The sequence below is a fragment of the Methylobacterium sp. HJ2 genome, from assembly GCF_056431005.1.
Genome location: NZ_JBWJYM010000001.1, coordinates 213,247 through 239,626 on the forward strand (window position 1 = coordinate 213,247; position 26,380 = coordinate 239,626).

At 72.2% G+C, this 26,380-nt stretch carries 24 protein-coding genes and 1 tRNA gene; 15 read left to right on the forward strand and 10 right to left on the reverse strand.

All coding sequences use genetic code 11. The annotated features are described in order from the left end of the window. Positions 1 to 15: 15 nt before the first annotated feature. From murJ to ACS5RC_RS00945, 3 genes are all read left to right on the forward strand, one after another. Positions 16 to 1,545, forward strand: coding sequence for a murein biosynthesis integral membrane protein MurJ (gene murJ / locus ACS5RC_RS00935; protein ID WP_478341949.1), 1,530 nt, complete (start codon positions 16 to 18; stop codon positions 1,543 to 1,545). A gap of 62 nt (positions 1,546 to 1,607) precedes the next feature. Beyond that, positions 1,608 to 2,297, forward strand: coding sequence for a haloacid dehalogenase type II (locus tag ACS5RC_RS00940; RefSeq protein WP_478341950.1), 690 nt, complete (start codon positions 1,608 to 1,610; stop codon positions 2,295 to 2,297). An 88-nt stretch (positions 2,298 to 2,385) separates the two neighbouring features. Then, positions 2,386 to 2,733: a hypothetical protein gene (locus tag ACS5RC_RS00945; protein ID WP_478341951.1), complete on the forward strand. Its 348-nt coding sequence runs from the start codon at positions 2,386 to 2,388 to the stop codon at positions 2,731 to 2,733. 283 nt (positions 2,734 to 3,016) lie between these two features. Here ACS5RC_RS00945 and ACS5RC_RS00950 read toward each other — a convergent pair whose 3' ends face one another. Continuing rightward, on the reverse strand, positions 3,017 to 4,774 hold the full coding sequence (locus tag ACS5RC_RS00950) for a carbamoyltransferase family protein (protein WP_478341952.1): 1,758 nt from the start codon (positions 4,772 to 4,774) through the stop codon (positions 3,017 to 3,019). Positions 4,775 to 4,784: 10 nt separating this feature from the next. After that, positions 4,785 to 5,984, reverse strand: coding sequence for a Na+/H+ antiporter NhaA (nhaA, locus tag ACS5RC_RS00955; RefSeq protein WP_478341953.1), 1,200 nt, complete (start codon positions 5,982 to 5,984; stop codon positions 4,785 to 4,787). A 164-nt stretch (positions 5,985 to 6,148) separates the two neighbouring features. Here nhaA and ACS5RC_RS00960 point away from each other — a divergent pair, with 164 nt between their 5' ends. From ACS5RC_RS00960 to ACS5RC_RS00990, 7 genes are all read left to right on the forward strand, one after another. Further along, entirely contained in the window at positions 6,149 to 6,868 is a 720-nt protein-coding gene (locus ACS5RC_RS00960; protein WP_478341954.1) for a cytochrome c biogenesis CcdA family protein, read from the forward strand. Between the two features lie 141 nt (positions 6,869 to 7,009). Beyond that, complete coding sequence (locus tag ACS5RC_RS00965; protein WP_478341955.1) at positions 7,010 to 7,627, forward strand: ParB-like protein; 618 nt, start codon at positions 7,010 to 7,012, stop codon at positions 7,625 to 7,627. A gap of 143 nt (positions 7,628 to 7,770) precedes the next feature. Next, complete coding sequence (gene mepA, locus ACS5RC_RS00970; RefSeq protein WP_478341956.1) at positions 7,771 to 8,709, forward strand: penicillin-insensitive murein endopeptidase; 939 nt, start codon at positions 7,771 to 7,773, stop codon at positions 8,707 to 8,709. Positions 8,710 to 8,794: 85 nt separating this feature from the next. Continuing rightward, positions 8,795 to 9,388 carry a nitroreductase family protein gene (locus ACS5RC_RS00975; protein ID WP_478341957.1) on the forward strand — a complete coding sequence of 198 codons (594 nt, stop codon included), beginning with the start codon at positions 8,795 to 8,797 and terminating at the stop codon, positions 9,386 to 9,388. Between the two features lie 57 nt (positions 9,389 to 9,445). Continuing rightward, positions 9,446 to 10,201, forward strand: a complete 756-nt coding sequence (locus ACS5RC_RS00980) for an SHOCT domain-containing protein (protein ID WP_478341958.1) — start codon at positions 9,446 to 9,448, stop codon at positions 10,199 to 10,201. 51 nt (positions 10,202 to 10,252) lie between these two features. Further along, entirely contained in the window at positions 10,253 to 11,320 is a 1,068-nt protein-coding gene (locus ACS5RC_RS00985) for a spore photoproduct lyase family protein (protein WP_478341959.1), read from the forward strand. A gap of 71 nt (positions 11,321 to 11,391) precedes the next feature. Then, entirely contained in the window at positions 11,392 to 11,856 is a 465-nt protein-coding gene (locus tag ACS5RC_RS00990; protein ID WP_478341960.1) for a nucleoside deaminase, read from the forward strand. 19 nt (positions 11,857 to 11,875) lie between these two features. Here the strand turns inward: ACS5RC_RS00990 and ACS5RC_RS00995 are convergent, their stop codons facing one another. Both ACS5RC_RS00995 and ACS5RC_RS01000 read right to left on the reverse strand, forming a co-directional pair. Continuing rightward, positions 11,876 to 12,187, reverse strand: coding sequence for an ETC complex I subunit (locus tag ACS5RC_RS00995; RefSeq protein ID WP_478341961.1), 312 nt, complete (start codon positions 12,185 to 12,187; stop codon positions 11,876 to 11,878). 38 nt (positions 12,188 to 12,225) lie between these two features. Then, positions 12,226 to 12,302 (reverse strand) — tRNA-Pro (locus tag ACS5RC_RS01000). A 151-nt stretch (positions 12,303 to 12,453) separates the two neighbouring features. On the opposite strand from ACS5RC_RS01000, the gene ACS5RC_RS01005 reads away from it, so the two are divergent. Continuing rightward, entirely contained in the window at positions 12,454 to 13,161 is a 708-nt protein-coding gene (locus ACS5RC_RS01005) for a glutathione S-transferase N-terminal domain-containing protein (RefSeq protein ID WP_478341962.1), read from the forward strand. Positions 13,162 to 13,340: 179 nt separating this feature from the next. Here ACS5RC_RS01005 and ACS5RC_RS01010 read toward each other — a convergent pair whose 3' ends face one another. The 4 genes from ACS5RC_RS01010 to ACS5RC_RS01025 all read right to left on the reverse strand — a co-directional run bounded on the left by ACS5RC_RS01010 (position 13,341) and on the right by ACS5RC_RS01025 (position 19,420). Then, a complete protein-coding gene (locus ACS5RC_RS01010; protein WP_478341963.1) occupies positions 13,341 to 14,207 on the reverse strand; it encodes an MBL fold metallo-hydrolase in 867 nt (288 codons plus the stop codon). 164 nt (positions 14,208 to 14,371) lie between these two features. Beyond that, the gene (locus ACS5RC_RS01015) at positions 14,372 to 17,584 is read right to left on the reverse strand and encodes an efflux RND transporter permease subunit (protein ID WP_478341964.1); all 3,213 of its coding nucleotides are present in this window, start codon (positions 17,582 to 17,584) and stop codon (positions 14,372 to 14,374) included. Between the two features lie 146 nt (positions 17,585 to 17,730). Further along, positions 17,731 to 18,885: an efflux RND transporter periplasmic adaptor subunit gene (locus ACS5RC_RS01020; RefSeq protein ID WP_478341965.1), complete on the reverse strand. Its 1,155-nt coding sequence runs from the start codon at positions 18,883 to 18,885 to the stop codon at positions 17,731 to 17,733. 214 nt (positions 18,886 to 19,099) lie between these two features. Continuing rightward, positions 19,100 to 19,420, reverse strand: coding sequence for a rhodanese-like domain-containing protein (locus ACS5RC_RS01025; RefSeq protein WP_478341966.1), 321 nt, complete (start codon positions 19,418 to 19,420; stop codon positions 19,100 to 19,102). A gap of 204 nt (positions 19,421 to 19,624) precedes the next feature. Between ACS5RC_RS01025 and ggt the strand changes: the two genes are divergently transcribed. The 4 genes from ggt to ACS5RC_RS01045 all read left to right on the forward strand — a co-directional run bounded on the left by ggt (position 19,625) and on the right by ACS5RC_RS01045 (position 24,135). After that, on the forward strand, positions 19,625 to 21,394 hold the full coding sequence (gene ggt / locus ACS5RC_RS01030) for a gamma-glutamyltransferase (RefSeq protein WP_478341967.1): 1,770 nt from the start codon (positions 19,625 to 19,627) through the stop codon (positions 21,392 to 21,394). Between the two features lie 78 nt (positions 21,395 to 21,472). Continuing rightward, complete coding sequence (locus tag ACS5RC_RS01035) at positions 21,473 to 22,246, forward strand: lysophospholipid acyltransferase family protein (protein ID WP_478341968.1); 774 nt, start codon at positions 21,473 to 21,475, stop codon at positions 22,244 to 22,246. Between the two features lie 209 nt (positions 22,247 to 22,455). Next, positions 22,456 to 22,887: a hypothetical protein gene (locus tag ACS5RC_RS01040; RefSeq protein WP_478341969.1), complete on the forward strand. Its 432-nt coding sequence runs from the start codon at positions 22,456 to 22,458 to the stop codon at positions 22,885 to 22,887. Between the two features lie 102 nt (positions 22,888 to 22,989). After that, on the forward strand, positions 22,990 to 24,135 hold the full coding sequence (locus ACS5RC_RS01045) for a DUF2125 domain-containing protein (RefSeq protein WP_478341970.1): 1,146 nt from the start codon (positions 22,990 to 22,992) through the stop codon (positions 24,133 to 24,135). Positions 24,136 to 24,246: 111 nt separating this feature from the next. Here ACS5RC_RS01045 and ACS5RC_RS01050 read toward each other — a convergent pair whose 3' ends face one another. Together ACS5RC_RS01050 and hisC are read right to left on the reverse strand one after the other, a co-directional pair. Further along, a complete protein-coding gene (locus ACS5RC_RS01050) occupies positions 24,247 to 25,179 on the reverse strand; it encodes a prephenate/arogenate dehydrogenase family protein (protein ID WP_478341971.1) in 933 nt (310 codons plus the stop codon). Next, positions 25,172 to 26,311, reverse strand: coding sequence for a histidinol-phosphate transaminase (gene hisC, locus ACS5RC_RS01055; RefSeq protein ID WP_478341972.1), 1,140 nt, complete (start codon positions 26,309 to 26,311; stop codon positions 25,172 to 25,174). The genes ACS5RC_RS01050 and hisC overlap by 8 nt, the downstream gene beginning before the upstream one ends. Between the last annotated feature and the right edge of the window lie 69 nt (positions 26,312 to 26,380).

Genomic DNA, 26,380 nt, shown 5'->3' on the forward strand with positions numbered 1-26,380 from the left:
ACGGGGCGGCGCGCGATGATCCGATCCATCCTCTCCGTCGGCGGCTGGACGCTGGTCTCGCGGGTCACGGGCTTCGCCCGCGACGTGGTGATGGCGGCCGTGATGGGCGCGGGGCCGGTGGCCGACGCCTTCGTGGTGGCCTTTCGGCTGCCGAACCACTTCCGGGCGATCTTCGGCGAGGGCGCCTTCAACACCGCCTTCGTGCCGGCCTATGCGGGGCTCGCGGAGGCCGGAACGCCGGGTGCGGCCCGCGCCTTCGCCGACCGGGCCTTCAGCCTGATGCTGGCGGTGCAAGTGGCGCTGCTCGCCGTCGCGCTTCCGACGATGCCCCTGGTCGTCCGGGCCCTGGCGCCGGGCTTCTCCGAGGATCCGGAGCGCTTCACCCTCGCGGTCTCGCTCACCCGCATCACCTTCCCGTACCTGCTGTTCATGACGCTGGTGACGCTGCTCTCGGGCGTCCTCAACGCGCACAGGCGCTTCGCCGCCGCCGCCGGTGCGCCGGTGCTGCTCAACCTCGCGATGCTGGCGGCCCTCGCCCTGGCCTTCCTGTTCCCGAACGCGGCCTACGCCGCCGCCTGGGGCGTCGCCGTCTCGGGCGTGCTGCAATTCGGGCTGGTCTGGTGGGACGCGCGCCGGGCGGGCGTCGCCCCGCGCCTCGCCCGCCCGACCTTCGCCGATCCGGCGATGCGCCGCTTCTTCGCCGTGCTCGGCCCCGCGGTGATCGGCTCGGCCGGCTTCCAGATCGCGGCCTTCGCCGACACCATCATCGCGAGCCTGCTGCCGACCGGGGCCGTCTCGGCGCTCTACTACGCCGACCGCCTCTACCAGCTGCCCTTCGGGGTCATCGCGATCGCGGCCGGCACGGTGCTGCTGCCCGAGATGAGTCGGCGGATCGCAGCCGGCGACGCCGCCGGGGCCCACGCGGCGCAGAACCGGGCGGCGGGCTTCTCGCTCGCCCTGTCGGCACCCTTCACCGTGGCCTTCCTGACGCTGCCGGGGCTCGTCATGGCGGCGCTGTTCCAGCGCGGCGCCTTCTCGGCGGAGGACGCGGCGCGCGCCGCCTCCGTGCTCGCGGCCTACGGGCTCGCTTTGCCTGCCGTGGTGCTGGTGCGCAGCGCGGTGGCGAGCTTCTACGCGCGGCAGGACACGAAGACGCCGCTCTGGGCCTCGCTCAGCGCGATCCTGGTCAACGTCGCCCTGAAGCTCGTCCTTACCGGGCCCTACGGCGTCACCGGGCTGGCGCTCGCCACCGCCGTGAGCCAGTGGGTGAATCTCGCGCTCCTCATCGTCCTCGCCCGCCGCCGCGGCTGGATGGCGCCCGGCCGCACGCTCGGCCTGACGGTGCTCGGCGTCGCCGTCGCTTGCGCGGGCCTCGCCCTGGTGGCGCTCTACGGCCTGCCGCTCGCCGACCGGATCGTCCCGGCCCTGCCGCGCGGGCGCGAGATCGCCGTGCTCGCCGTGCTCGGGCTGGCGGGCGCCGCGGTCTACGGTGGGCTGCTCCTCGGGCTGCTGCACCTGTTCGGCCTGCGCCTGCGGCGGCGCTGACCGCCTGGACGGCGCCGAGCCTCCGCCCCAGATCCGCTGTCCGCGACGCCCGGAACCCGCCGATGTCCCAGCCTCTCCTCGCCGATGTCGAGGCCGTCCTGTTCGACGCCTACGGCACCCTGTTCGACGTGCACTCCGCCGTGCAGCGCCACGCCGACGCGGTCGGGCCCGACGCGGCCCGGCTCTCCGAGGTCTGGCGCAACAAGCAGCTCGAATACAGCTGGATCCGCGGGCTGGCGGGGCGCTACCGCAGCTTCTGGTCGCTCACCGAGGAGGCCCTCGACTACGCCCTCGCGCAGCATCCGGGTGTTGACCGGGCGCTCCGCGGACAACTTCTCGACGCCTACCGGGATCTCGATGCCTATCCGGATGTCCCGGGCGCGCTCGATGCCCTGCGGGCGCGGGGCCTTCGGACCGGGATCTTCTCCAACGGAGACCCCGCGATGCTCGCCCGCGCCGTCGCCTCGGCCCGGCTGGAAGCCCGCCTCGACGCGGTGCTCTCGGTCGAGGCGGCAAGGACCTTCAAGACGGATCCCCGCTCCTACGCGAGGGCCCTGGAGCAGATGGGCACCGCCAAGGACGCGGTCCTGTTCTGCTCCTCGAACCGCTGGGACGTCGCGGGGGCCGCTGCCTTCGGCCTGCGCTGCGCCTGGATCAACCGCAAGGGTCTGCCGGACGAGTACGCCGATCTGCCGCCGGCCGCGGTGATGTCGGGGCTCGACGGGCTGTTCCGATCCGGAACGAAACCCTGACGCGCACGTCTCGATTGCGCGCAGCCTGTTGGCGGATTGTTAAGCGTCCGACCGTTCAGTTCTCCAGCATCAGCGGGAGATCGTCAGCGTGCGTGCCATTTCGTTTTCCGGGCCGATCCGTCAGGGGGCGCGTGCCGCCCTGGCCGGGGCCCTTCTGCTCGCGGCCGTGGCGCCGGGTTCCGCCCGCGACGGCCGGAACGCCGCCCTGCTCGGCGGCCTCGCCGCGGGCGTGGTCGGCGGCGTCGCGGCGGGCGCCCTTCTCAACGGCGCCGAGCCGCCGCCGCCACCGGAATACCGCCCCCGCCGCGTGGTGGTGGAGGAGCCCGAGGAGGTCGTCGTGCGCCCTCGCCGCGGCCCGGTCTGCCACTACGAGCGCCGCAAGGTCTGGCTGAGCGACGAGGACTTCACCTACAAGCGCGTCGAGGTCTGCGAGTAAGCGGCCCGAGCCCCTTCCACGGGACGAGCCGTCCGGTGGCCGCCTCCCGGTCGATGCGCCTCGATGGTCGCGCATCGTCCTCTCCCGCGCAGGCCGCCCCTGGCGACCCGCCGCGTCCCGGGCCACCTTCTCCCGCAGAGGGAAGCGGGAGCCACGCGGGTCTCATCCGCGACGTGCGACCCCGACACGGGTGAGGAGAGGCGCGCCGCCGACGGAGCGTGAGTCCCCTCGAGGTTCTCTCAGGGCGTGGAGCGGAGCCGGGTCGATGTCGGCTGAGCCGACCTCACTTCACCACCAGCCAATCCTCCACCACGAGGGCGTCGAGGCCCGTGGTGTAGAACATCAGGATGGCGTCCTCCGCGCTGTGCAGGATCGGTTTGCCCATCACGTTGAAGCTGGTGTTGAGCAGGATCGGCACGCCGGTGAGCGCGGCGAATTCCGCGATCAGCGCGGCGTAGTCCGGATTGCGCGCGGCCGTCACGCTCTGCAGCCGCCCGGTGCCGTCCGCGTGGACGACCGCCGGCACCCGCGCCCGCACCGCCTCGCGCCAGACCAGGGTCCGCTCCATGTAGGGGCTGTCGGCGTAATCCTCGAACCAGTCCGGGCCGGCCTCGGCCAGGATCGAGGGCGCGAAGGGGCGGAAGGCCTCGCGGTACTTCACCTTGGCGTTGATCGCGTCCTTGGCGCCCTCGGGCCGCGGATCGGCCAGGATCGAGCGGTTGCCGAGCGCCCGCGGCCCGAACTCGGCGCGGCCCTGCACCCAGCCGACGAGCCCTCCCGCGCTAAGGATGCGTGCGGCCTCCCGCGTCGCCGCCGCGCGGCCGACGCGCCGGGCGCGAGGCTCCTGCTCGGCCAGCCGCTCCATCGGCTCGGTCGAGACGCGCGAGCCGAGATAGGGGGTGAGCGGCCGTGAGTCCGGTGCCGGCCCGGTCCAGTCCGGGTGATCGGCCGCAAAGGCGAGCCAGGCCGCGCCGACCGCGTTGCCGTCGTCGCCCGGCGCCGAGGGCACGTGCAGGCGCGCGAAGGACGAGCGCCCGAGCACGCGGCCGTTATAGGAGGAGTTGAGGCCGCAGCCCCCCGCGATGACGAGGTTCTCGTGGGGCGCCAGCGCCCAGGCCTCGGCCACCAGCACGTCCATCAGCTCGCAGAAGATCTCCTGCCCGCTGCGCGCGAGGTCGGCCCAGCCGGTCTCCGCGGTGTCGACCGGCCGGCTGGCCAGGATCTCGGCGGCGACCGCCTGCACCGTGGCGGCGTCCGAGAATTTGAGGCGCCCGCCCTCCACGCTGTAGAGCCGGCGCAGCTGCCCCATCAGCTCCGGGTCGGGCCGGCCGTAGGGCGCGAGCCCCATGATCTTCCATTCCTCGCCCTTGATCTGGTCGAAGCCCGCGAGATCCGTGACGAGGCCGTAGAGGAAGCCCACCGAGCCGCGCCCGCGCTGGCGCCGGACCTCCGCGATCCGGCCCGCGCGCAGGCTGTAGATCGCCGCGGCGCCGGTCTCGCCCATCCCGTCGACGACCACCGCCGTGGCGTCCCGGAACGGGCTGCCCCAGAGCGCGTAGGCGGCGTGCGCGAGATGGTGGGGGAAGCGGTGCTGCGCCACGATCTCGGCGCGCGGGGGGGCGCCGGTGCCGCGGGTCTCCTGGTTGAGGGCGAGCAGGGTGCCGTAGCCGGCCCGCGCCTGGGCCTGGGCGAGATCGGCGATGAAGATGCGCTCGGCCCGCTCCGGCACGAAGGAGCGGTTGAGCGTTGTGGGGTGGCGCGCCAGCGCCATCAGGTCGAAGGCGCCGCTGCCGGCCTGCCCCCGTAGGAACTCGGTGAACGGCTCGCCCCAGCTCGACGCCACCACGATCTCGGAGCCGCGCGGCACGTGCCGCTCGAGCAGGCCGATCATGCGGCCGGCCGGATCCGGCTCGCAATTGGGCGCCCGCTTGTACTGCAGGTAGCGCTCCGCCCCTTCGGCGAACAGGACGCTCCCGTCCGGGCCGACGAGGGCGAGGGCGGGGTCGTGGAAGGTGGTGGCGAGACCGAGATAGTAGCGCATGGGCCCCGGGTTAGTCCGCCCCGGCGCGGGCCGCAACGCGCGTCCGCGCCGGGGCGAGGGCCAGCACGAGAGCCCCGACGAGGCCCGAGAGCAGCGATCCGCCGAGCACGCCGAGCTTGGTCTCGGTCTCGTGGCCGGCATCCGTGAAGGCGAGCCCGCCGATGAACAGGCTCATGGTGAAGCCGATGCCGCAGAGCACCGCGACGCCGTAGACCTGGGTCCAGGTCGCCCCCGCCGGCCGCTGGGCGAGGCCGAGCGCGGTGGCGAGGCGCACGCAGGCGAACACGCCGACCTGCTTGCCGAGGAACAGGCCGAGCACGATGCCGAGGGTGAGGGGATGCAGCAGCGCCTCGCCGCTCAGGCCCCGCAGGTCCACCCCCGCATTGGCGAAGCCGAAGATCGGCACGATCGCGAAGGTGACGACGGGCGTCAGCGCGTGCTCCAGCCGGTGCAGGGGCGAGGTCGGGTCCTCCGTCCGTCCGGGGCTTGGGCGGATCGGGATCGTCAGGGCGAGGAGCACCCCCGCCACCGTGGCGTGGATGCCGGAGCGCAGCACCAGCACCCAGAGAACCAGCCCGATCGCGAGGTAGGGCCAGAGCCGCATCACCCCGAGGCGGTTCAGCCCGACGAGCAGCGCCAGGGCGACCGCGGCGCCGCCCAGCATCAGCGGGTCGAGGCCGCTCGTGTAGAACAGCGCGATGATGATCACCGCGCCGAGGTCGTCGACGATCGCCACCGCGCTCAGGAACACCTTGAGGGAGACCGGCACGCGCGAGCCCAGCAGCGCCAGCACGCCGAGCGCGAAGGCGATGTCGGTCGCCGCCGGGATCGCCCAGCCCCGTGCCGTCCCGGTGCCGGCGTTGAGGGCGAGGTAGGCGAGGGCGGGCACCGCCATGCCGCCGAGCGCGGCGATCCCCGGCAGCGCCCGGTCCGGCCAGGTGCGCAGCCGCCCGTCGAGGGCCTCGCGCTTGATCTCCAGCCCGACGAGCAGGAAGAACACCACCATCAGGCCGTCATTGACCCAGTGCTGCACGCTCAGGGGCCCGAGGGGGACGTGGAGCGCGTGGGCATAGGCCGCGCCGAGGCCCGAATTCGCGACGACGAGGGCGAGCGCGGCGGCCGCCATCAGGACGAGGCCGCCGCCCGCCTCGCTGGTCAGCGCCGTGCGGATCGCGGAGAGGGGGCGATTCGGTCTGGGAATCTGGCTCATCCCCGCCGGGTGCCCCGGATGGCCGCCCGGTTCAACCCTGGCCGTCTCCGGCCGAGCGTTCCCGCGGTTGCGATCGGCCGGCGGAGGGTGCACCTCCGCCCGGCGGTGACCGCCGCCGCGCGGCCAGCGAACCAGGGGCGCCGCCTCCCGTCACGGATCTCCACATGCTCGGCACCATCGGCTTTGCCCTCCTCGCCGGCCTGCTCTCGACACTCTCCCCCTGCGTGCTGCCGCTGATCCCGATCGTGCTCGCCGCCGCGGCCTCGGAGCACCGGCTCGGACCGGCGGCGCTCGCGGCCGGTCTGGCGCTGGCCTTCACGGGGATCGGCCTGTTCGTGGCCACGATCGGCTTCGCCATCGGCCTCGACGGCGACGTCTTCCGCACGGCCGGCGCGGTTCTGATGGTCGCTCTGGGCCTCGTGCTGATGCTGCCGGGGCTGCAGGCGCGGGTCGCCACCGCGGCGGGGCCGGCCGGCGCCTGGGCGGGTCAGCGCCTCGGCCGGGTCTCGGGCAGCGGGCTCGGCGGCCAGTTCGGCGTCGGGCTCCTCCTCGGAGCGGCCTGGAGCCCCTGCGTCGGGCCGACGCTCGGCGCCGCCTCGCTGCTCGCCGCGCGAGGGCAGCACCTCGGCGGCGTGGCGCTGACCATGCTGGCCTTCGGGATCGGCGCGGCGCTGCCGCTGCTGCTGCTCGGCCTTCTCTCCCGCGAGGCGCTGATGCGCTGGCGCGGCGGCCTCGCGGCGGTCGGGCAGCGCGCCAAGATTGCCATGGGGGCGGTGCTGGTCGTCCTCGGCCTCCTCGTCCTCGGCGGGCTCGACAAGCGGGCCGAGAGCTGGGCCGTCGCCGCCGCGCCCGACTGGCTCACCGCCCTGACCACCCGGTACTGAGCCGGCTCGCCGTTCGGGATCCGAATCCTTCGCCGCCGCAACGATCCCAGTGCTCCGCAGGATGTGAACGGCCCCCGCTTTCCCCGCTTGCCCAAGCGTGACAGGCCTGGGTGCGACGAACCGGACAGGAAGCCCCTCATCATGGCACCGCGCGAACCCATCCTCACGCTCGTCCCCATTGCGGAGCTGCGCCCGACGCAGATGACGGTGGGCTATCGCGAGGTCGCGGAGAAGCGCCGCCGCTGGCGCGCGCACGACCCGGAGAAGAAGCAGGAATTCCTGGGCTCGCACATGATCCCGACCCTGCTCGGGCCGAAGAAGCGCCACTACGTCATCGATCACCACCACCTGTCCCGTGCCCTGCACGAGGAGGGCGTCGAGAAGGTCCTGGTCACCGTCGTCGCCGATCTGCACAAGCTCGACAAGGACGCCTTCTGGACGGTGTGCGACCACAAGTCCTGGGCCCATCCCTACGATGCCGAGGGCGTCCGTGCCGGGTTCAAGGACATCCCGAAGGCGATCGTGGACCTCGCCGACGATCCCTTCCGCAGCCTCGCGGGCGAGCTGCGCCGCGCGGGCGGGTTCGCCAAGGACACCACCCCGTTCAGCGAGTTCCTCTGGGCCGATTTCCTGCGGCGCAACCTCAAGGCCAAGCGCGTGGAGAACGATTTCGACGCGGCGCTGGAGGAGGCTCTGAGCCTCGCGAAATCCGAGGAAGCCGGTTACCTGCCGGGCTGGTGCGGTCCGGTGCGGGGCTGAGGGCTCGCCCGGGGCACCCGGCGTCCGGCCGGGGCGCGGCTGGCGCGCGTCGCGTGGTTCGGCCCGCGACGGGATTCCGCGGGCGCCCGTCGCGTGGTTCTGCCCTCGACGCGAGCCCGCCGGACCGGCTAGACAGGCTGCGCATGATCGCTCCGCGCCACGCCCTCCTCACCGCCCTCGCGACGCTTCTCGGCGCGGGGTGCCTCCTCGGAGCCGCCCAGGCGCAGGACCGCGGCACGCTGACTCCGAAGCCGCTGCCGCCGCTGGAGAATCCGGACGCCCCATCGACGCCGGCCAAGGCCCTGTTCGGCCGGGTCGCCGGGCCAGCGTCGGGGCCCGCCCGCGCCTACGGCTCCTACGCCAAGGGCTGCTTCGCGGGCGGCGAGGCGCTGCCGGTCGACGGGGCGACGTGGCAGGTGATGCGGCTCTCGCGCAACCGGATGTGGGGCACGCCCCATCTCGTCGATTTCCTCGAGCGCCTGTCGAGTCAGGCCCCCCGCGTCGGCTGGCCGGGGCTCCTCGTCGGCGACATGTCCCAGCCCCGCGGCGGCCCGATGCTGACGGGGCACGCCTCGCACCAGCTCGGCCTCGACGCCGACGTCTGGCTCACCCCGATGCCGGACCGGCGCTTCTCGCGCCTGGAGCGCGAGGAGACCTCGGCCACCAATGTCGTGCGCGACGACCGGCTCGACATCGACCCGCAGGTCTGGCGGCCCGAGCACCTGCGCATCATCCGTCTCGCCGCCGAGCAGCCCGAGGTCGCCCGCATCTTCGTGAACCCGGCGATCAAGAAGGCGCTCTGCCGCGAGGCCGGGGGCAACCGCTCCTGGTTGACCAAGGTGCGCCCGATGTACGGGCACAATTACCATTTCCATATCCGGCTCTCCTGCCCGGACGGGCAGGGGGCCTGCGACGACCAAGCCCCGCCGCCGCCCGGCGACGGCTGCGGCGACGAACTGGCCTATTGGTTCAGCGACGCGATCCTGAACCCGAAGCCACCGAAGGTGAAGCCGAAGCCCCGGCCCCCGATGACGATGGCCGCGCTGCCCGCCGCCTGCCGGGCCGTGCTGAAGGCCCCCTGACCGGAGGCCCGCGACGGCCGCGGCCCGGCTCGCCGACTGGCCCGGCGCATGCGTACAGCCCCGCCCATCCTGGAGACGTGACGCCTTGACCGATACCGCGCGCCGGCCCGATCATGAGATCGACCCGCTTTTCCTCGCCCGCCGCTCGCCGCGCGCCTTCACCGGCGAGGCGGTGCCCGAATCCGAGCTGATGCGGATGATCGAAGCGGCGCGCTGGGCGCCCTCGGCCTACAATTCGCAGCCCTGGCGCTTCCTCTACGCGCTGCGCGGCGACGCGTACTGGGAGACGTTCTTCGGCCTGATCGTGCCCGGCAACCAGAAATGGGTGAAGGACACCGGCGCGATCCTGTTCCTGGTCTCGAACAGCCTGATGAAGGCCGGCGACGCGCTGAAGCCGTCGTGGAGCCACTCCCTCGACGCGGGCGCGGCCTCGCTCGCCTTCCAGTTGCAGGCGATCCGGCAGGGCTGGCACGCCCACGGCATGACCGGGTTCGACCACGAGCGCGCGCCGACGGTGCTCAACGTACCCGCCGACCACCGCATCGAGGCGGCCTACGCGGTCGGCCGCGCCATCGCCCCGGAGGCGCTGAGCGAGGAGCAGCGCCCGCGCGAGGCCCCGAACGGCCGCCGCCCGATCACCGACTTCACCTTCGCGGGCGGCTTCCCGAACCGGGATTGAGGCCGGCCCGGGACCGATCCGCCGCGTCCCCGCGACGGGCAGCCGAGCGAGACACCGATGAGCGACCAGGGAAGCGATTCCACCCCAGGCCTGCAGGCGATCGCCGACCGCTACGGCGTCGGCCTCGACGCGGTGCGCCACCTCCTCGGCGCGCTGGAGCGCGGACAGGGCAACATGGCCCAGTTCGATCACCCCGATCTCGGCGGCATGGGCCAGTGGTCGGCGGGCGGCATGATCATGGTCGGGCGGATGTTCGACGACGAGTTGCGGGCCCGGGTCGCCGGCCTGTTCAACGAACTCGTCGCGACGCGGCCCGCGGGCGGCTGGTCCGGGGCTGAGGGGCGGCAGGATTCCGGCGGCGGAACGTGGTGGCCCTCGGGCCTCGGCGCGCCGTCGAGCGTCGGCTCGCAGAACGGCCTGCGCTACGCCTATTTCCCGGAGACGCGGCGTCTCGCGATCGATTCGGGTTCCGGCACGACCCTCTACGACACCGGCGACCACCACATCTCCGGCGTCTCGCAATCGAACGGGACGCTGGTCTTCTCCGGCGCGCAGGGGACGATCGCCCTCGACCGGCTGCGGCGGGTCGGCGCCGAGGCCGAGGCCGCGATGCGCCATCCCGAGCCGCCCGAGAGACCCGAAGTCCCGCAGATGCCGTCCGCGTCGGAGCCGGCCGGATCCGGCACACCGCCGTCACGGCCCGCGGGCGACATCCTGGGCACGATCGAGCGCCTCGCCGACCTCCGTGCCCGCGGCGTTCTGACCGAGCAGGAATTCACAGCCAAGAAGGCCGAGTTGCTCTCCCGCCTCTGAGGGGAAGCGCCATATCGGACCTGCGGCCGCGATCGGGTCGCGGGACACCGCATGGCGCTCACCCGAGACCTCCTCGACATCACCCGGATCTATCACGAGGCCGCGGTGCCGGATTTCACGCGGGGGCGCGAGATCCTCGACCGTTTCCCGGACGCCGAGCGCATCCTCGTCCCCTCGCACTGGAACATCCCGGACCTGCACGGCAATGCCGGCTCAGTGGAGGATTGGGTGCGGATCAAGCGCTCGACCCTCGTGCTCGGCGTCAAGAAGGGCCTGACCATGCGGCCGAACGGGCGCAGCGCCCATTTCATCGCGCCCTCGACCTCGAACGGCTGCGCCATGGCCTGCGCCTATTGCTACGTGCCGCGCCGCAAGGGCTTCTCCAACCCGATCTCGCTCTTCGTGAACGTCGAGGCCGCCTGCACGGCGATCCGGCGCCACGCCGAGCGGCAGGGCCCGCTGCCCGAGCCCGACCAGATCGATCCGGCCGCCTGGGTCTACGACATCGGCGAGAACGGCGACCTCTCGGTCGACGCGGCCGTCAGCGAGACCGTGCGGGACCTCGTCGCGCTGTTCCGCGACTTGCCGAATGCCAAGGCCTCCTTCGCCACCAAGGCGGTCAACCGCGACCTACTCGGCTACGAGCCGCAGGGGCGCACGCGCATCCGCTTCTCGCTGATGCCGGCGCGGATCGCCCGGATCGTCGACGTGCGCACCGCCCCGATCCCAGAGCGGATCGCCGCGATCGACGACTTCGTGGCCGCCGGCTACGAGGTCCACGCCAATTTCTCGCCCGTCATCCTCTACGAGGGGTGGGAGGCGGATTGGCGCGCCCTGTTCGAGGAGATCGCCGACACGCTGTCGCCCCGCGCCCGGGCGCAGCTCAAGTGCGAGATCATCATGCTGACCCACAATGCGGGGCTGCACGCGGTCAATCTCGGCTGGCACCCCAAGGCCGAGGACCTGCTCTGGCGCCCCGATATCCAGGAGGCCAAGGTCTCGGAGGGCGGCGGCGCGAACGTGCGCTACCGCGCGGGCTGGAAGGGCCGCTGGCTTGCCCGCTTCAAGGGTTTGCTCGCCGAGACCCTGCCGGATTGCACCGTGCGGTACGCGTTCTGATGCCTGTCTGGCACGGGCCTCGCTGAACCGGCTCGCTCCCGCCGCGTTGGCGCCGGGACCGGAACGGGAGGATGCGGGTGGCCGATCACGAGACCTATCTGGGCGAGGCGGTGGCGATCGCCCGCGAGAACGTGGAGGCCGGCGGCACGGCCTACGGCGCGGTGATCGTCCGGGACGGAACGGTGGTGGCGAGAGCCGCCAACACCGTCCACGCGACGAACGACCCGACCGACCATGCGGAGATGGTGGCTCTGCGCGCGGCGAGCCGGGCGCTGGGGCGCCGCGACCTCTCCGACTGCATCGTCTACGCCAGCGGCCAGCCCTGCCCGATGTGCCACGCGGCGATGCGGCTCTCGGGCGTTCAGGAGGGCTATTTCGCCTACACCGCAGAGGAGGCGGCCGAGCACGGGGCGGCCAATGCCGGCCTCTACGCCGAATTGTGCCGCCCGCTCGCCGAGCAGCCGATGCGGCTCCGGCAGATGCGGCCGGCGGGCGAGAGCCCCTACGCCGCCTGGGCGGCGCGCAAGCGCGGCTGAGTGCGGTGCGCGCCCGGCCTCAATGGGTCCAGGGCGCCGTGCGGTTGAACTTGAAATTGTCCGAGTAGGACAAGCCCTTGCGCAGCACCGGCTTCTGCGGCTCCTCGACCCGGTAGCTGATCCCGGCGCGCTCGGCGTAGGCCACGGCCTCCTCGCGCGTGTCGAACTCGAGGCGGACCTGCTGGAGCATGTCGGAGGAGCCGACCCAGCCCATCAGCGGGTCGGTCTCGCGCGGGCTGGTCGCGTCGAATTCCAGCATCCAGGTCTTGGTGCGGGCGAGACCCGACTGCGAGGCGTCCTTGGTGGGCTGGTAGATGCGGGCGCTCGACATGGTGGTCTCAGAGGGCTCCGGAACGCGGGCTCGAACGATGGTCGGGGCGATAGGATTCGAACCTACGACCCCCTGGTCCCAAACCAGGTGCGCTACCAGACTGCGCTACACCCCGACACGCCCACGGTTCTAGGAGGTCCGGACCTGAGCGGCAAGGCGCGTCCGGGTCGCGGCGTCTCCATTCCTTATTCGCGCGCCGCATTCGCTTGACCGGTCCGGCCGCGCGACCCACCTCGGCGCATGAGGGGCGAACCCGGAAGGACGCGATGATCGAGCTCTATTATTGGCCGACCCCGAACGGCCACAAGGTGACGATGTTCCTGGAGGAGGCGGGCCTCCCCTACCGGATCCACGGCGTCAACATCGGCGCGGGCGAGCAGTTCAAGCCCGATTTCCTGAAGATCGCCCCGAACAACCGCATGCCGGCCATCGTCGACGACGAGCCGCAGGGCGGCGGCGCGCCGGTCTCGCTCTTCGAATCGGGCGCGATCCTGCTCTACCTCGCCGAGAAGACCGGCCGGTTCCTCCCCGCCGACCTGCGCGGCCGGGCCGAGACCCTGCAATGGCTGTTCTGGCAGATGGGCGGCCTCGGGCCGATGCTCGGCCAGAACCACCATTTCTCCCAATACGCTCCCGAGAAGATCCCCTACGCGATCAGCCGCTACGTCAACGAGACCAACCGCCTCTACGGCGTGCTCGACCGGCGGCTGGCGGATCGGGCCTTCGTGGCGGGCGCCGACTACACCATCGCCGACATGGCGGCCTATCCGTGGATCGTGCCGTGGGAGAAGCAGGGCCAGAATCTCGACGACCACCCGAACCTGAAGCGCTGGTTCGAGGCGATCCGCGAGCGCCCCGGCACGCAGGCGGCCTACGCCCGGGCGCCGGAGGTCAATCCCGACCACGGCAAGACCATGAGCGAGGAGGCCAAGAAGGTGATGTTCGGCCAGAACGCCGCGAATACGAAGCGCTGATCGCCAACCCTCCCCCCTTTGCGGGGGAGGGTGCCTCGCGGATGCGAGGCGGGAGAGGGAGCAACGGTTCAGGTAAGTGCACGGCATCGACGCTGAGTCCGTTCCCGGAAGCGTCGCACCCCTCACCCGACCCGCTTCGCGGGCCACCCTCCCCCGCAGAGGGGGGGAGGGAGGGCGCGCTACTGTTGCAACTCGCCCAGCTTCACCGGCGCCGCGTGCGGGCGCGAGGCGAGCATCGTGTCGATCAGGGCCAGCACCTCGGCCCGCCCGCAATTGGCCGCCGGCTCGAACGGCGTCCAGGTCTGGGTGAAATCGAGCCGCTCGAACACGTCGCGGTAGCGGCGCAGCTCGCCCACCGTCAGCGGCACCCCGCGCACGAAGGCCTTGTGGGCCGAGATCGTGAGCGCCCGGCGGACATTCTGGGGATCCAGCTCGAACTTCAGGGCGTCGCCGCAGAAGCAGATCCGGCGGCGCCGGTCGAGCAGCACCGCGTGCCCGTCGAAATGGCCGGCGGTGCGGTGCAGCTCGAGGCCCGGCAGCGGCTCGAGGAAATCGTCGTAGGGCCAGGAGACTTGGAGCGCCGCGCTCCAGGTGAAGTCGGCGGCCGGCAGGCACAGCTCCGGGTCGAATCGGTCCTGCAGCTGCACCAGGGCGCCGTAGGCATGGGGGTGCGAGGCCGAGAGCACCTGCATGCCGCCGAGGCTGGCGATCTGGTCGAGGGCGGCCTCGCTGAAGACCGGGCAGCCCTCGAAGCCCATATTCCCCGCCTCCGTCCGGATCAGGTAGGCGGACGGCCCTATCCCGGAGACCGGTTCGTTCCAGAAGCGCCAGATTCCCGGCTCGAGCTCCTCCCAGTGGCACGGGAACGCATCCTGCGCCTCCCGCTCGCTCCGGAAGCGCCAGCCGTCCTGCGGCACCACGTGGCGCGCGTCGAGGCACATCGGGCAGGCGGCGGGCGCCTCGAAGTGGCGCTGCCAGAACCCGCAATTGTCGCAGGTATAGGCGGGGAGCTTCAGGGCGCCCGCGAAGGGCAGGTAGCCGGGCACTGAGGGACGCTCGCGGTTCGGGGACGGGGCCGCTTCCTATCAGGCCGCGCGCGCGGATGCAGCCCGTCCACGCGGACGCAGCCCGTGCCGCCGTCGCGGGTGCCTCAACGACGAGGCCCGCCGATCCGAAGACCGGCGGGCCCCGAGACGTCCCGGCGCGCGCGTCAATGAGCCGGGGTCGGCTGGCCATGGCCCCCGGGATCGGCGGCGTCGCCGTGGGGCCGCTTGCCGCGCTTGCGCTCGATCCAGAGCACGATCTTGCGGATCACCACGTAGAAGACCGGCGTCAGGAACAGGCCGAAGAAGGTCGCGCCGATCATGCCGAAGAACACCGCGGTGCCGAGCGCCTGGCGCATCTCGGCGCCCGGGCCGGTGGCGACCACCAGCGGCAGGGTGCCGAGGATGAAGGCGAAGGCCGTCATCAGGATCGGGCGCAGGCGCAGGCGGCAGGCCTGGACCGCGGCCTCCACCGGCCCCTTGCGCTCGTTGTTCTCGATGTCGTGCGCGAACTCGACGATCAGGATGGCGTTCTTGGCCGCCAGGCCGATCAGCACGATCAGGCCGATCTGGGTCAGGATGTTGTTGTCCTGTCCCCTGAGCTGAACCCCGAACAGCGCGGCCAGCACGCCGGTCGGCACCACGAGCAGGATCGCCAGCGGCAGCGCCCAGGATTCGTACTGCGCCGCGAGCACCAGGAAGACGAGCAGCACGCCGAGCGCGAAGACGTAGATCGCCGTGTTGCCCGCCGCCTTCTGCTGGAAGGCGATCTCGGTCCAGTCGTAGGCGAAGCCGTCCGGCAGGCTCTTCTTGGCGATCGCCTCCATGGCGTCGAGGGCTTGGCCGGTGGAGATGCCGGGCTTGGCCGTGCCCTGGACCGGGACCGAGTAGTACAGGTTGAAGCGCTGCACGATCTGCGGGCCCGAGATCTCGCGGATCGTGGCCAGCGTGCCCATCGGCACCAGCGCGCCCGTCGAGGAACGGACCTTGAGCTGCTCGATGTCCTGCTTGGAGACGCGGAAGCGCGCGTCGCCCTGCACGCGGACCTGGTAGATGCGGCCCAGCGTGTTGAAGTCGTTGACGTAGGCGCCGCCGAGCGCCGCCTGCACCGTCGAGAACACGTTGCCGAGCGGCACGTTCAGCATCCGCGCCACGGTGCGGTCGATGTCGAGGTAGAGCTGGGGCGTGTCGTTGCCGAAGGTGGTGAACACCCGCTGCACGTCGTTGCTCTGGTTGGCCGTTCCCAGCATCTCGCCGACATTGGCGAGCAGCGGGCCGATCGCCGAGGATTGCCGGCTCTCGATCTGCATCTTGAAGCCGCCGCCCTGGCCGAGGCCGCGCACCGGCGGGGGCGGGATCACGATGACCCGGGCCTCCTGGATGTTGGCCGTCGCCTTGATCACGTCGTTGGTGATCACGGCGGCGCTGCGGCCGTGCTGGGCCCGCTCCTTGGCACCCGACAGCGTGATGAACATCACGCCCGAGTTGGTGGTGTTGGTGAAGGTCGCGCCGTCGAAGCCCGCGATGATGACGGTGTTGGTGACGCCGTCGATCTTGCGGGCCTCGGCTGCGGCCCGGTTCACCACCTCGGTGGTGCGGTCGAGCGAGGCGCCCGACGGCAGCTGCACCACGCCGATCAGGTAGCCCTGGTCCTGATCCGGGATGAAGCCCGTGGGCGTCGTCTTCACGAGGTGGAGCGTGCCCGCGATCACCGCCGCGTAGACGAGCAGCATCACGATCAGGCCGATCGTGTAGTCGGTGAGCCTGTGGATCGTGGCCGCGTAGGCGTTCGAGAGCCAGTCGAAGCCGCGGTTGAACAGGTCCGCGAGCCAGGAGACGAAGCGGAACAGGAAGAATTTCGGCTTGGTGTGCGCGTGGTGCGGCTTCAGCAGCAGCTTGCACAGCGCGGGCGAGAGGGTGAGCGAGTTGAAGGCCGAGATCAGCGTCGAGGCCGCGATGGTGAGCGCGAACTGCTTGTAGAACTGGCCCGAGATGCCCGGGATGAAGGCGGTGGGGATGAACACCGCCGCGAGCACCAGCGCGATGGCGATGACGGCGCCGCCGACCTCGTCCATCGTCTTGTGCGCGGCCTCGCCCGCCGAGAGCCCCTCGGCCATGTTCCGCTCGACGTTCTCCACCACCACGATGGCGTCGTCGACCACGATGCCGATGGCGAGCACGAGCCCGAACAGGGTGAGGTTGTTCAGCGAGAAGCCGAAGGCCGCCATCGCCGCGAAGGTGCCTACCAGCGACACGGGAATCGCGATCACCGGGATCAGCGCCGTGCGCCAGCTCTGGAGGAAGACCAGCACCACGATGACCACGAGGCCGACCGCCTCGAACAGGGTCTTGTAGACCTCCTGGATCGATTCCTCGATGAACTCGGTCGGGTTGTAGGCGATGCGGTACTCGACGTCCGGCGGGAAGTTCTTCTTCAAGTTCTCCATCACGTTGCGGACGGAGGCCGCCGCGTCCAGCGCGTTGGTGCCGGGCCGCTGGAAGGCGCCGATGCCGACCGCGGGCGTCGCGTTGAGGAAGGAGTTCGTCGTGTAGTCCTTCTGGCCCATCTCGACGCGGGCCACGTCCTTGACCCGGACGAGGCGCCCGTCGGAGTCCTTGACGATCACCTCGGCGAATTCCTCCGGCCTCTGGAAGCGACCCTGCGACTGCACGATGAGCTGGAAGGCCTGCCCCGTCGCGGCCGGAGGCGAGTTCAGGGCGCCGGCCGCCACCTGCACGTTCTGCTCCTGCAGGGCGGTGGTGACGTCGGTGGTGGTCAGCCCGTAGGCCGCGAGCTTGTTCGGGTCGAGCCAGATGCGCTCGGCGTACTCGTTGCCGCCGAAGATCGTGATGTCGCCGACGCCGTCGAGGCGCAGCAGCTCGTCGCGGATGTTCAGGTAGATGTAGTTGGCGAGGTAGTTCTGGTCGTAGGTCTTGTTCGGCGAGAGCAGGTGCACGACCAGCATCAGGTCGGGCGAGGCCTTGCGCACGGTGACGCCGAGGTTGCGCACGTCCGGCGGCAGGCGCGGCTGGGCCACCGAGAGCCGGTTCTGCACCAGCACGTTCGCGATATCGAGGTTGGTGCCGACCTTGAACGTCACGGTCAGCAGCATGTTGCCGTCGTTCGTGGAGAGCGACGTCATGTAGAGCATGTTGTCGACGCCGTTGACCTCCTGCTCGATCGGCGTCGCGATCGTGGCGGCCACGGTCTCGGCGTTGGCGCCAGGGAACGAGGCGCGCACGGTCACGGTCGGCGGCACGATCTCCGGGTACTGCGCCACCGGCAGCGCCAGGTAGGAGACGTAGCCGAGGATCAGGAAGACGATCGACGTGACCGAGGCGAAGATCGGCCGGTCAACGAAGAAATGTGCGAAACGCATGGGTCAAACCTCTCGGCACCGCGCCCTCACGGGCGGCGGCGGCCTGCGTCGTCTGCGGCGCGCCGCTGCGGGTGACCGCCGCGCGGCGATTCTCGAATCTTCGCGGGCCGGGCGCCGGGAGCCTGGGGTCCGGGCGCGGGGCCGCATCAGGTCTTGCTCGGCGGCAGGGTCGTCGATTCGGGCGTCACCTTGGCACCCGGACGGACGCGGGAGAGACCGTTGATCACGATGGTCTCCTCGCCCTTCAGCCCGGCCCGGATCACCCGGTAGCCGTCGACCTTCGGCCCGAGGGTGACCTCGCGCGCCTGGGCGGTGCCGTCGTCGGACACCACGTAGACGATGCGCTTGTCCTGGTTGGCCGAGACCGCGTCGTCGGGGATCATCACGCCCTGGAACGGCTTCGTCGCGGGCATCGCCACGATGCCGAACAGGCCCGGCTTGATGAATCCGTCCGGGTTGTCGACGGTGGCGCGCAGCAGCACCGTGCCGGTGGCGTTGTCGACGCGGTTGTCGACGAAGTCGAGCGTGCCCTTGCGGGTCGGCTTCTCCTCGCCGGTGAGCGCGATCATGATCGGCACGCCCTTGCCGCGCTGGGTCTGGCCCATGCCGATGCCGAGGGTGGTCTGGTATTTCAGGAACGACTTCTCGTCGACGGTGAAGCCGAAATAGATCGGGTCGAGCGAGACGATCGTGGTCAGCATCGTCTGGTCGGTGATGACGATGTTGCCCTCGGTGACGAGGCGGCGGCCGATGCGGCCGTTGATCGGCGACTTCACCTCGGTGAAGTCGTAGTTGAGCTGGGCGTTGCGGAGCGCGGCCTCGGCGCTGTCGACGTCGGCCTGGGCGGTCTGGGAGGCCTGCCGGCGCTGGTCGGTGACCTGCTCGGAGATGTTGCCGCCCTTCGACAGGGTCTGGGCGCGCTCCAGATCGGTCTGCGAGAACGAGAGCCGGGCCTTGGCGGAGGTGAGGGCCGCCTGGGCCTGCTCCAGCGCCGCCTTGTAGGGCCGGCGGTCGATGATGAAGAGCACGTCGCCCTTCTTCACCGTGGCGCCGTCCATGAAGTTGATCTTCTCGAGGTAGCCGGTGACGCGGGCCCGGACCTCGACGTACTCGATCGGGTCGAAGCGACCGGTATACTGGTCCTGCTCCACGATCTCGCGCACCACCGGCTTGGCGACGGTGACCTTCGGCGGCGGCCCGCCGGGGGCCTGGGCGCGGGCCGCCGTGCCGCCGAGGAGCGCCGGGACCGCCACGAGGAGCGCGGCGAGGACGGGGGTGAGGCGGGCGAGCCGGCTTCGCATATCGGGGTCCCTGAGCGTCGGGCCGCCGCGGGCGAGGGGCGCCGCGGCCGGGATCGATGCGTGGTCAGAGGAGTCTGGACGGGTCTGCGCAGAGGGGGCGGACCTGCCCGGCATCCTGCGCCCTAATCCGTTGGCGCCGTCACCGGAGTGCGGCAGCACACACGGTGGTTCGGACGGGATGTCCGCCGCCGCGGCGGCCGGGCCGGCGGGGCGGCTACGCAACGGCTTCACCGGCGGCGTACCAATCCTTGAAGCCGCCGCGGTAATGCTCCTCCACGGCGACCCCCGCGGTCTGGGCCGCGTGCAGCGCGTGGAGCGATCGCACGCCGGCCGCGCAGGCGAAGACCGGGCGGCGCCCGTCCTCGGCGATCAGGGCCCGGATCGCCTCCGGATCGAAGCTGGAGAGCGGGTGCGTCACCGCGCCCGGGATATGTCCCGCGGCGTATTCGTACGGCTCGCGCACGTCGATCACCAGCATCGTGCCCTCGGCCAAGCCCCGCTTGACCGCATCCCGATCGAGATCGACCACCCGCATCGACATCCCTCCGGAGAGCGCGGAGCCACGGGCGCCCGGCCGCTCCGTCGAAGCCGCTGCGCCTGCGAATCCGCCGGCTGACGCTTTTCCGTATTCGTCAGTCCCTCCTTAGGCGTCGGACCTGGGCGGCGCAACACGCGGGCGGGTGCCGTCCGGGCCTGCCCCAGCCTGCCGCGAGGCCGCGCGATGCGCTAAGTCAGGGGCATGCGACAGCCGACCCGTGCCCGCCTCGCCCTGCTTCCCGCCCTCCTCGCCGCGCTGCTCTGGGCGCCCGTCGGCGGCGGGGCGGCCGGGGCGCAGGGGATCGCCGTGCCCGAGGCGCCGCCGATCCAGTCGGACGACGCCCGGATGCTGCCGGTGCTGGCCCATCGCGGCATGGTCGCCTCGCAGGAGGCGCGCGCGACGCGGATCGGCGTCGAGATCCTGAAACGGGGCGGCAACGCGGTCGATGCCGCCGTGGCGGTGGGCTTCGCCCTCGCCGTCACCCTGCCGCGGGCGGGCAATCTCGGCGGCGGCGGCTTCATGATGGTGCATCTCGCCGCGCGCGGCGAGACGGTGGCGATTGACTACCGCGAGACCGCCCCGCAGGCCGCGACCGCCGGCATGTTCCTCGGTCCCGACGGCGAGCCCGACCGCGCCGCCTCGACGAAGGGCGGCAAGGCGGTCGGCGTGCCCGGCACCGTGCGGGGCCTCGCCGAGGCGCACCGGCTCTACGGCTCGGGCACGCTCACCCTCGCCGACCTGATCGCCCCGGCCGAGCGCCTCGCCCGCGAGGGCATCGGCGTCGAGGGGGGGCTCGCCGATTCGCTGCCGCGCGCGGCCGGCCTCCTCGGCCAGTACCCGTCCTCCCGGGCGGTCTTCTTCCGGGGAGACAAGCCGCTCCAGCGCGGCGACACCCTGGTCCAGGCCGATCTCGCCGGGACGCTTCGGGCGATCGCCGAGCGCGGACCCGACGCCTTCTACACCGGCCCCATCGCCGAGCGGATCGCCGCGGCCGTGCGGGGGGCCGGCGGCATCATGGTGCCGGAGGATCTCGCCGCCTACGGGGTGAAGATCCGCGCGCCCGTGCGCGGGAGCTACCGCGGCTACGAGGTCGTCTCGATGCCGCCGCCCTCCTCGGGCGGCGTCCACCTGATCGAGATCCTCAACATCCTGGAGGGCTTCGACCTCGCCCGCATGGGCGCGGGCAGCGCCGCCGCGCTTCACACTCTGGCCGAGGCGATGAAGCCGGCCTACGCCGACCGGGCCGCCTTCCTGGGCGACCCGGACCGGGTGAGCATCCCGGTGAAGGGCCTCCTCGCCAAGGCCTATGCGGACCGGTTGCGGTCTCAGATCGACCCGGAGCGGGCGCGCCCGGCCGACGCGGTGCGGGCGGGCGACCCGCTGCCCTTCGAGCACGACCAGACCACGCATTTCTCGGTGGTCGACGCCGCCGGCAACGCGGTCGCCAACACCTACACGCTGAACTTCTCCTACGGGACGGGGCTCGTCGCCGAGGGCACGGGGGTGCTCCTCAACAACGAGATGGACGACTTCTCGGCCAAGCCCGGCGCCCAGAACGCCTACGGGCTGGTCGGCAGCGACGCCAACGCGGTGGCGGCCGGCGCCCGGCCGCTCTCCTCGATGACCCCGACCTTCCTGTTCCGGGACGGGCAGCTCTTCCTGGTGACGGGAAGCCCCGGCGGCAGCCGGATCATCACCACGGTGCTGCAGGTGATCGTCAACCTCGTCGATTTCCGCATGAACCTCGCCGAGGCGGTCGATGCCCCGCGCATCCACCACCAGTGGCGCCCGGACGTGCTGATGGCCGAGGAGGGCCTCTCGCCCGACACCCTCGCGCTGCTGCGGGCCAAGGGGCACAGCGTGAAGGTCGGGGCGAGCTCGGGCTCCGCCAACTCGGTGATGCGCCTCGACGGCCTCCTCGCGGGCGCCGCGGACCCGCGCCAGCGCAGCACGCTGGCCGACGGCTACTGACGAGCCTCTTGATACTGACGGACCTCTTGGTCCGGTGCGGCAACGCGCGCTAAAGCAGACCGCCTCGGACAGGTCCCCATGCTCGCGTTGCGCTCCCTCGCCTTCAACCTCGCCTTCTACGCGGCCACCACGCTGATCGCGCTCCTCGGCCTGCCCGCCCTGGTCTCGCGCCGGTCGGTGCTCGGCATCGCGCGGCTCTGGGGCCGCACGACGCTGTGGCTGCTGCGGGTCTGCGCCGGGATCCGGGTCGAGTTCCGCGGGCTCGAGCACATCCCGCCGGGGCCCCTCCTGATCGGGGCCAAGCATCAATCGGCGCTGGAGACGCTGGCGCTCTGCACGGTGTTCCCGGAATTCGCCTACGTGCTGAAGCGCGAGCTGCTCTTCATCCCGGTGGTCGGCTGGTTCCTGTCGCGCGGCGGCATGGTGGCGATCGACCGCTCCAAGGGCAGCCGCGCCATGACGCTGATGAACGCGGCCGCAGCCGACGCCATCGCGCACGGGCGCCAGCTCATCATCTTCCCGGAGGGGACGCGCCGGCCGCCCAACGCCGAGCCCGCCTACAAGCAGGGCCTCTCGCATCTCTACGTCGGCCTCGGCGTGCCCTGCCTGCCCGCGGCGCTGAACACCGGCCTGTTCTGGCCGCGGCGCGGCTTCGTCCGGCGCCCCGGCACCGCGGTGATCGAGTTCCTGCCCACGATCCCGCCGGGCCTCGCGCGGGCCGACTTCATGACCGAGATCGAGGCGCGCATCGAGACGGCCTCGAACGCGCTGCTCGCCAAGGCCCGCGCCGAGCTCGCCGCATGCGGCCATCCGGTCCCCGACCCGAAGCCCAAGCTTCCGCGGCCGGCCTGAGCGACCCGACACGGACGGCGTCCGGGCCGTGGGCACGGTCGGCGAACCGCCGACGTCGCGCGCGGGACCGTCCGCTCTCGGACACCCGATGCTCCGGCGGCCCCTGCGCCCCCGTGTCCCGCTTGTGGATAACTTGCTCCGTTCCCACCTCAGACCCATGGATGCGTCGCCCTTGACGCCTGTGGATGACGCGGGATAGTTTAGAACAAATGGAGAACAAACGAGCCCTGTCCTGGTCGGCCGCGCTCCGCGACCTGAAGGACGATCGCACACGGAGGCAGGACGTGCGGGAAGAACGCCTGAGGACGACGGCCGGCCTGCGCGGCAGCCCGGCCCTGGCGCTCTCGGCTTGGCGCGGCCGTTCCGGCAAGCGCTACGTGGTGGGCGTGCACAGCCTCGGCGAGCCGGATCTCGACGAGGTCGGCCCGGCCGTGGTTCTGGCGGTCCGGCGCGACCCGGCCGGCATCGCGGAGCTGGTCTCGGTCGCGACCTCGGGCGAGAGCCCGCGGGCGCATCTCGGCCGGACCTGGCTCGCCCGGGTGCGGGAACGGGGCGCCACCGAGATGCACGTGCACCGCCTCGCCGAGGACGACGCGGCGCGCGCCGCCATCGTGGACGACCTCGCGACCGAGCCGGCCTGAGGCCCCGCGTCCTATTTTCGCCCCGCCCGTCCGGCTTGTTGCGCCCCGGCACGCGGTGCGTGCGTGAGCCCGCGAGGGCGGCGGGGCAAGGGAGCGGACGCGATGGTGCAGGGCCCGGTGCAGGACGAGGCGAGCCGGACGGACCCGGCCCGGCGCGGATCCGGCGGTCCGCCCCCGGACGGCCCCGCACCCGGCCGGCGCTCCCGCCGCGGGCTGTTCCTGCCCTACATCCTGCTCGCGGTCGTCGCCGTGATCTGGTCGGGCGGCTGGTTCTACCTGCAGAACCGCGCCGGCCGCGAGATCGACGGCTGGCTCGCCCGCGAGACGGCCGCCGGGCGGAACTGGACCTGCGCCGACCGCACGATCACCGGCTTTCCGTTCCGGCTCGAGCTGCGCTGCGCCTCCGTCTCGCTCGATCGCTCCGACAGCCGCTTCAGCCTCGGGCCGCTGACCGCCGTCGTGCAGGTCTACCAGCCGCGCCACGCCCTGTTCGAGGCCAAGGGCCCGTTCCGCGTCGCGCAGGGCGACCTGACCGGCGAGGCGGATTGGTCCGCCCTGCAGGGCAGCTTCCACGGCGCGGCGGACGGCTTCGTGCGCGCCTCGCTCGCGGTCGACGCTCCCCAGGTCCGCGTCGCCGGGGGGACCCCCGAACCGATCGCGGTCTCGGCCAAGCACCTCGAGCTGCATGCCCGTCCGACCCCGGGGCGATTCGATTCGGACGGTGCCGTCGACATCAGTCTCCGGCTCGCCCAGGCCCTCGTGCCGCAGCTCGACGCGCTCGTGGGAAATGCCGATCCGGCCGACGTCGCCCTCGACGCGACGGTGAACCGCGCGACCGTGCTGCGCACCGGCACGGTCGCGCGCGAGCTGGAAACCTGGCGGCAGGCCGACGGCAGCCTCGACATCGCCGGGCTCTCGATCGCCAAGGGCGACCGGCGCCTCCAGGCCAAGGGCAGCCTCGACCTCGACGACGCGCATCGCGCGGCCGGGCAGATCGCCGTGCGGGCCTCCGGGCTGGAGGCCCTCGTCGCCGGCATCGTCGGGCAGCGCTACGGCGCCGATCGCGGTGCCCTCGTGGGCAACCTGATCGGCGGCCTGCTGGGTTCGCTGCGCCCGCCGCCCGGCGCAGAGGCCGCCTCGCCCGGCGAGGCGGCGCTCAAGCCGCTGCCGCCCCTGCGCCTGACCGAAGGCCGCGTGATGCTCGGGCCCTTCGCGATCCCGAACGTCCGGCTCCAGCCGCTCTACTGAGGGCGCCTCGCCAAACGCCCGATCGTCGGACGGCCTCCCTCTGGCCGCGACCGCGCGGGCGGGTCGCGATCGCGGGACGGTGGGCGGGGCTCCCGCACCCCGCGGGTGCCCTCAGGCCTCGGGCTTGGGGCGGCGGCCGAAATCCGGCTCGGCCGTCTCCTGGCCCATCGCCACGATGCCGCGCCGGATGGCGCGGGTCCGGGTGAACAGCGCGTGGAGCGCCTCCCCGTCCCCCCAGCGGATCGCGCGGGCGAGGGCGGCCAGATCCTCGTTGAAGCGTCCGAGCATCTCCAGCACCGCGTCCCGGTTGGTCAGGAACACGTCCCGCCACATGGTCGGGTCGGAGGCCGCGATCCGGGTGAAATCGCGAAATCCGCCGGCCGAGAACTTGATCACCTCGGATTCCGTCACGGCCTCGAGGTCGGCGGCGGTGCCCACGATGTTGAAGGCGATCAGGTGCGGCACATGGCTGGTGATGGCCAGGACGAGGTCGTGGTGCTCGGGCGTCATGAACTCCACGATGGCGCCGAGCCCTTCCCAGAAGGCCTGGACCCGGGCGATCGCGGCGGGGTCCGTGCCCTCCGGCGGGGTCAGGATGCACCAGCGCTCGGCAAACAGCGTCGAGAAGCCCGCGTCGGGCCCCGAATATTCGGTGCCGGCCACCGGATGGCCCGGCACGAAGGCGACGCCCTCGGGCAGGTGGGGCGCCACCGCCGCGACCACGGAGCCCTTCACCGAGCCGACATCGGAGAGGACCGCGCCGGGCTTCAGGTGCGGGGCGATCTCGGCGGCCACCGGGCCGACGGCCCCGACCGGCACGCACAGCATCACCAGATCGGCCTCGGCGACGCCCGCCGCGAGATCGCCCGTCACCGTCCCGGCGAGGTCGAGCGCGCGCACCCGCGCCTGCACCGTCGGATCGGAATCGATCGCCACGATGGTCTCGGCGAGGCCGTAGCGGCGGGCGCCGCGGGCGATCGAGGAGCCGATCAGCCCGAGGCCGACGATGGCGAGCCGGCCGAGCGCGGGAGCGGCCTCAGGCATCCCAGCCCCGCACGAAGGCGCCGAGGGCGTCGAGGAAGGCCTCGTTGGCCTCCGCGCTCCCGACGGTGACCCGCAGGGCGTTCGGCAGCCCGTAGGAGGAGACCCGCCGGACGATCACGCCCCGCGCGGACAGGAAGGCGTCGGCCGCCGCGGCCGAGCGGGCGCGCAGGTCGGGGAAGTGCACGAGCAGGAAGTTCGCGACGCTCGGCGTCACCGCGAGGCCGAGCGCCCGCACGCCGGCGTCGAGGCGCGCCAGCCATGCCGTGTTGTGGGCCACCGCCGCGGCCACGTGGGCGTCGTCGGCGATGCCCGCCGCGCCTGCCGCGATCGCCGTCGCCGAGAGGTTGAAGGGGCCGCGGATGCGGTTGACCGCCTCCGCCACGTGGGCGGGCGCCACCATCCAGCCGATCCGCAGGGCCGCGAGGCCGTGGATCTTCGAGAAGGTGCGGGTCATCACCACGTTGTCGGCCTCGAGCACGAGGTCGAGCCCGGAGCCGTAATCGTTCCGGCGCACGTATTCCGCGTAGGCCCCGTCGAGCACGAGCAGCACCTGGGGCGGCAGGCCCGCATGCAGGCGCCGCACCTCGTCGAAGGGCAGGTAGGTGCCGGTCGGGTTGTTGGGGTTGGCGAGGTAGACGATGCGGGTCCGATCCGTGACGCGCGCCAGCAGGGCGTCGACGTCGGCCGTGAGCTCGCGCTCGGGCGCGACCACCGGCGTCGCGCCCGCCGCCAGGATGGCGATGCGGTAGACCAGGAATCCGTGCTCGCTGTAGAGCCCCTCGTCGCCCGGTCCGAGATAGGCGTAGGCGAGCAGCGAGAGCAGCTCGTCGGATCCCGCCCCGCAGACGATCCGGGCCGGATCGAGGCCGTAGCGCTCGGCGATCGCCCCGCGCAGCCGCGCGGCCGTGCCGTCCGGGTAGAGCGCGAGCCCGTCCAGGGCGTCGCGAACCGCCGCGATCGCGGCCGGGCTCGGCCCGAGCGGCGTCTCGTTCGAGGAGAGCTTGTGCACCTTGGCGGCGCCGGGCGCTCCGCTCTTTCCCGGAACGTAGGCCTCGATGGCCATCACGCCGGGGCGCGGGACGGGGCGTGGGACGGGAGGTGCGGTCGGATTGGTGAGCGGTGCGGCGGACATGGGTGCGGTCGCGGGATCAGATGGCAAGGCGTCCGTCTACAGCATTTCGGCACGGGATGAAGCCCGGCT

Bases quoted from the DNA above. Each gene is read 5' to 3' on its own strand.
- murJ (WP_478341949.1), top strand. From the start codon at position 16: ATGATCCGATCCATCCTCTCCGTCGGCGGCTGGACGCTGGTCTCGCGG.
- ACS5RC_RS00940 (WP_478341950.1), top strand. From the start codon at position 1,608: ATGTCCCAGCCTCTCCTCGCCGATGTCGAGGCCGTCCTGTTCGACGCC.
- ACS5RC_RS00950 (WP_478341952.1), bottom strand. From the start codon at position 4,774: ATGCGCTACTATCTCGGTCTCGCCACCACCTTCCACGACCCCGCCCTC.
- nhaA (WP_478341953.1), bottom strand. From the start codon at position 5,984: ATGAGCCAGATTCCCAGACCGAATCGCCCCCTCTCCGCGATCCGCACG.
- ACS5RC_RS00960 (WP_478341954.1), top strand. From the start codon at position 6,149: ATGCTCGGCACCATCGGCTTTGCCCTCCTCGCCGGCCTGCTCTCGACA.
- ACS5RC_RS00965 (WP_478341955.1), top strand. From the start codon at position 7,010: ATGGCACCGCGCGAACCCATCCTCACGCTCGTCCCCATTGCGGAGCTG.
- mepA (WP_478341956.1), top strand. From the start codon at position 7,771: ATGATCGCTCCGCGCCACGCCCTCCTCACCGCCCTCGCGACGCTTCTC.
- ACS5RC_RS00980 (WP_478341958.1), top strand. From the start codon at position 9,446: ATGAGCGACCAGGGAAGCGATTCCACCCCAGGCCTGCAGGCGATCGCC.
- ACS5RC_RS00985 (WP_478341959.1), top strand. From the start codon at position 10,253: ATGGCGCTCACCCGAGACCTCCTCGACATCACCCGGATCTATCACGAG.
- ACS5RC_RS00990 (WP_478341960.1), top strand. From the start codon at position 11,392: ATGCGGGTGGCCGATCACGAGACCTATCTGGGCGAGGCGGTGGCGATC.
- ACS5RC_RS00995 (WP_478341961.1), bottom strand. From the start codon at position 12,187: ATGTCGAGCGCCCGCATCTACCAGCCCACCAAGGACGCCTCGCAGTCG.
- ACS5RC_RS01005 (WP_478341962.1), top strand. From the start codon at position 12,454: ATGATCGAGCTCTATTATTGGCCGACCCCGAACGGCCACAAGGTGACG.
- ACS5RC_RS01015 (WP_478341964.1), bottom strand. From the start codon at position 17,584: ATGCGTTTCGCACATTTCTTCGTTGACCGGCCGATCTTCGCCTCGGTC.
- ACS5RC_RS01020 (WP_478341965.1), bottom strand. From the start codon at position 18,885: ATGCGAAGCCGGCTCGCCCGCCTCACCCCCGTCCTCGCCGCGCTCCTC.
- ACS5RC_RS01025 (WP_478341966.1), bottom strand. From the start codon at position 19,420: ATGCGGGTGGTCGATCTCGATCGGGATGCGGTCAAGCGGGGCTTGGCC.
- ggt (WP_478341967.1), top strand. From the start codon at position 19,625: ATGCGACAGCCGACCCGTGCCCGCCTCGCCCTGCTTCCCGCCCTCCTC.
- ACS5RC_RS01035 (WP_478341968.1), top strand. From the start codon at position 21,473: ATGCTCGCGTTGCGCTCCCTCGCCTTCAACCTCGCCTTCTACGCGGCC.
- ACS5RC_RS01040 (WP_478341969.1), top strand. From the start codon at position 22,456: ATGGAGAACAAACGAGCCCTGTCCTGGTCGGCCGCGCTCCGCGACCTG.
- ACS5RC_RS01045 (WP_478341970.1), top strand. From the start codon at position 22,990: ATGGTGCAGGGCCCGGTGCAGGACGAGGCGAGCCGGACGGACCCGGCC.
- ACS5RC_RS01050 (WP_478341971.1), bottom strand. From the start codon at position 25,179: ATGCCTGAGGCCGCTCCCGCGCTCGGCCGGCTCGCCATCGTCGGCCTC.
- hisC (WP_478341972.1), bottom strand. From the start codon at position 26,311: ATGTCCGCCGCACCGCTCACCAATCCGACCGCACCTCCCGTCCCACGC.